Source organism: Phenylobacterium sp. (assembly GCF_035309685.1).
Taxonomy (GTDB): Bacteria; Pseudomonadota; Alphaproteobacteria; order Caulobacterales; family Caulobacteraceae; genus Phenylobacterium.
Map to the genome: position 1 here is coordinate 1 of NZ_DATGEX010000038.1, position 3,765 is coordinate 3,765.

A 3,765-nucleotide genomic window follows, 5' to 3' on the forward strand; every position below is an offset into this window, starting at 1 on the left:
CCTCGGTGTCGCGCACGATGGCGTAGGCGGCCATGCCGAAGCTCATCGGCGGCTTGCCGGTCTTCTCCCGGCGCGCGCGCATGTCGGCGATCTTCTCGGCGATCACGTCGGCGGTGTCGCCGTGCATGACATAGGCGTCGCACTGGTTGGCGATGAGCGTCTTGGCCGCCTCGGACTCGCCGCCGGCGTAGACCACCGGCTTGCGCACGGGCTTGGGCTCGCAGATCGCGTCCTTCAGCTGATAGCGCTGGCCCTGGTGGGTGAACTTCGGCTCGCGCCACAGGCCGTCGACCACGTCCAGCCACTCGCTGGTTCGGCCATAGCGGTCGTCGTGCTGGTCGAACTGCAGGCCGTAGCTGACAGCCTCTTCCTGCCACCAGGAGGAGACGACGTTCAGCGCCAGGCGGCCGTTCGAGATGTTGTCGATATTGGCCGCCTGCTTGGCCAAGAGCGCCGGGTGGTGGAAGTTGGGGCGGACGGCCACCATCAGCTCCAGGGTCTCGGTGACCGCGGCCAGCGCCGCGGCCGTCGACCAGGCGTCGAGCGCCGGCTGGTCGGTCCCCTTGATGTCGTTGAGGTTGAGCTCGGCGACCAGGGTCAGGTCATAGCCGATCTGCTCGGCCCGCTGGCAGAGGCGCTTGGTGTAGTCCCACGTGGCCGCCATGTGCTCGTCGGGGACGTTGCGCAGCCAGCCGCCGAACACCGGGGTCCAGAACCCATACCTCATCAAGCGGCGGCCTTCTGTTGCGCGGCGATCAGCGGGAGCAGGTAGTCGACCAGGTTGTCGTGCGGGTCCCAGCCCAAGACCTCCAGCGGCTTGGCCACGAAGTTGGACATGGCGTTCAGGTCATAGAAGCGGGGTGTGCCGTCGCGGTCGTCGACCATGTACTCGATGCCGCCGACGTCCAGGCCGCTCATCCAGGCGACCTTCTCGACGGCGCGGACAATCTCGGCCGGCGGCTTGAATTCGCTGATCGTGATGGTGGGCTTGTCGACCATGCAGACGTCGGCCGGGCAGAGGTCGAAGGTGGAGCCCGCGCCGTCCAGCGCCAGCGCATAGAGCAGCTTGCGGTCCAGCATCTCGCAGCGGATCACCCGCGCGTCGCGGGCCGGGACGTAGTCCTGGATCAGCGCCACGCCATCGACGCCGACCGGGGTCAGCCTGTCGGCGACGGCGGCCTCCAGCTCCTCAGGCGTATCGTAGCGGATCATGCCGGTCCCTGAGCCGCCGACATTGACCTTGACCATCACCGGATAGCCGATCTCGGCGGCCAGGCGCGGGACATCGGCGCGGCGATGGGCGACGCGGGTCGCAGGCGTCGCCAGGCCCGCCTTGCGGAACAGGCTGAGCTGGCGGGCCTTGTTGGTGTCGTAGGCCAAGACGCCCGGGCCGTTGATCACCCGCGCGCCCAGGCTCTGCCAGTGGTCCAGCGCGGCCATCGAGTAGAACAGCGCGTGCTCCTCCTGGCGCAGGAAGGAAGACATGGCCAAGCGGTTGAGGATCACCGGCGCCGGAAGCGTGGTGTCCGCCGGGTCGAAGCTGTGGCTCTGGATCTCAAGGGCGGCCCAGGCCAGGCCCCGGCGGTCCAGCGCGCGGAACAGCGGCTCGAACCACTGCGGGTGTTCGTAGAAGACGACGAGATCGGCCAAGGGACAGGACTCCGGGCGGTCGGATGGCGGCGCCGCGCTGACCGCGCCGGCGGGCGAGTGGAACGGCCGCCTGGCCCGGCGCGTCATCGCGCGCGCCGGGCCAGGCGAGCGATGCGGTGGAAGCTCAGTCCTTGCCGGGATCGTGACCGACGTCGATCCAGCGGCGCAGCTCTTCGGCGTCCGCACAGCCGTAGGCGCAGAGCTTGTCGAGGCGGGCCAGCATCAGCTTTGCGCCGGGCACGTCGCCGCGCACGACCTTCAGCTCGCCATAGTATTCGAGCGCGCCGATGTGCTTGGGATCGATCGCCAGCGCCTGACGGTAGTAGGTCTCCGCCCGGTCGTAGTCGCCCTTCTTGCGCCAGGAGAAGCCCTGATAGGTGAGGATGTCGGGAAGCGGTCCGAAGGTCGCCGCGGCGACGGACAGGGAGGCGAGGGCCTCGTCATAGTGCTTCTCGTTGATCAGGCTGACCGCCTGCACATAGGCCGCATCCCCCTTCCCGGCGCCGCCGAACAGCATCGAGCCCTCGAGCTTCGCGCTGGGTTTGGGGGCGCCGGCCGCCACGGCGCTCACGGCGTCGGCGACGGCGGCGGTGAGCGACCGAAGACGGTCGGCTTCCGGGCAACCGGCGCCGCAGGCCTGGGCGCGGGCGGAAAGCCATTCGATCTCGGCCTTGGCCTTGGGATCCTTGAGGTTGGCGAGCGCGACGCCCAGGCCGGCATGGGCCTCAGCATCGTCCGGCGTGAGCTTCGAGGCCCGTTCGTAGGCCTTGCGCGAGCCCCGCCAATCGCGGTCGCCCGCCTTGGCCGCGCCCAACAGGCGCCAGGCGTCCGGGTTGGTCGGGGCCGCATCGGTGACATGCTCCGCCGCGCTGGCGGCGGCCTTGAACTGGTTGCTCCTCAGGGCCGCCACGGCTTTGGCATATTCAACCGACGGGTCGTAGCGGGGCGCCGATGCGCTCGGGGCCGGGCCGGACGAGCCGCCGCTGCTGCCGCCGCCGCTGGCCAAGGCGGCGCCGCCTCCCGCCAAGAGCGCAAGCCCTCCGCCGATCAGGGCGGTGTTCAAGATGCGTCGCATACAGATTCCCTTTCCAAGCCAGGCCATGCGTCCGCCGTGGCGCAGCACGCACCGGCCCGGCACGGCGGCGTGGCCAGCGCGGGGTGATGCGCTCGCCGACACCGGCCGCACGGGCGCAAGACGCCGGCCGTCCGCAGGGGACCTCTTTCCCAGGACCCGAAAGGCGACCTGTTTATTCCTCAGGGCGCGGATCGGCCGGGATGGCGCGCCCCGCGAAAGCCCGCGTGAGGTCGCTCAGTCCGCCTTTCCCAGAGCGGTTTGGGACCCTGCTGGGCAAGCCGGCGATCGGTCCCGGGGGATTCCGAATTTGGTAAGGGTCGCCGGCTACCCCTACGGAACCCCAGAACGGGGAAAGGAGTAAGCTGAATGTCAATCTCTTCGATCTCGAGCGCCGTCCCGACGCCGCTGACCCAGGCCGCCGCCGCTCCGCCGGTCACGCCACGGACGGACAACGACGGCGACAACGACAACGGCGCGCCGGACGTGAAGGCGAGCACCCCGCCAGGCGTGGGGACCAAGCTCGACATCACGACCTAGACTCTGGCGATGTCGATGCGGGAAGCGCATCGACGTTCCAGCGAACGCGTGCGCGGCGCCGCCGAGGGCCGGTCGCGCCAAGCGCCCCAGCAGACTCCGCGCCTGGCGGTCCCGCCGGCCGGGCGACCTCAGGACCTCAGCCGATCTTCACCCGAACGAAGACCATCATGCCGCGAGGCTCCGACGTCCCGTAGAGCGGCGCCAGGCCCGAAGGCACGAAATTCCAGGCATAAAGTCCGCCCAATCCCAGCTTCAGCGCGTCGGCGATGGCCCAGTCGTGGATTGCGCCCAACGACATCTTGCCGACCGTGAACACCGGACCAGCGCGGCCGCCGACCGCCGGCGTCAATTCGTCGTTCGCGAGCCGCTCTGCGCGGCCGAACACCGTCCAGGCCGGGTTCGGCTTGACCGCGCTTTCCAGCACCCAGGCGTCGAGGTCAGTTCCCAGGCTGGACCGCCGGCCCCAGGCCGCGGTGGTCGACCACCAGCCACGGTCGCCGAAC

The 3,765-nt window shown here is 69.8% G+C and carries 4 protein-coding genes and 1 pseudogene; 1 reads left to right on the forward strand and 4 read right to left on the reverse strand.

What is annotated here, in order from left to right:
* The 3 genes from VKQ35_RS12175 to VKQ35_RS12185 all read right to left on the reverse strand — a co-directional run.
* On the reverse strand, nt 1–727 hold a 727-nt coding region (locus VKQ35_RS12175; RefSeq protein ID WP_324361926.1), incomplete at its 3' end, for an LLM class flavin-dependent oxidoreductase.
* The gene (locus VKQ35_RS12180) at nt 727–1,650 is read right to left on the reverse strand and encodes an alpha-L-glutamate ligase (protein ID WP_324361928.1); all 924 of its coding nucleotides are present in this window, start codon (nt 1,648–1,650) and stop codon (nt 727–729) included. The genes VKQ35_RS12180 and VKQ35_RS12175, both read right to left, overlap by 1 nt.
* 124 nt (nt 1,651–1,774) lie before the next feature.
* Nucleotides 1,775–2,725, reverse strand: a complete 951-nt coding sequence (locus VKQ35_RS12185) for a tetratricopeptide repeat protein (protein ID WP_324361930.1) — start codon at nt 2,723–2,725, stop codon at nt 1,775–1,777.
* A 366-nt stretch (nt 2,726–3,091) separates the two neighbouring features.
* On the opposite strand from VKQ35_RS12185, the gene VKQ35_RS12190 reads away from it, so the two are divergent.
* On the forward strand, nt 3,092–3,262 hold the full coding sequence (locus tag VKQ35_RS12190) for a hypothetical protein (RefSeq protein ID WP_324361932.1): 171 nt from the start codon (nt 3,092–3,094) through the stop codon (nt 3,260–3,262).
* 136 nt (nt 3,263–3,398) lie between these two features.
* Here VKQ35_RS12190 and VKQ35_RS12195 read toward each other — a convergent pair.
* Nucleotides 3,399–3,765 (reverse strand): annotated as a pseudogene (locus VKQ35_RS12195) (hypothetical protein); the annotation flags it as partial.

Excerpts from the sequence above, each read along its gene's own strand:
- VKQ35_RS12185 (WP_324361930.1), bottom strand. The coding sequence starts at position 2,725 with ATGCGACGCATCTTGAACACCGCCCTGATCGGCGGAGGGCTTGCGCTC.
- VKQ35_RS12190 (WP_324361932.1), top strand. The coding sequence starts at position 3,092 with ATGTCAATCTCTTCGATCTCGAGCGCCGTCCCGACGCCGCTGACCCAG.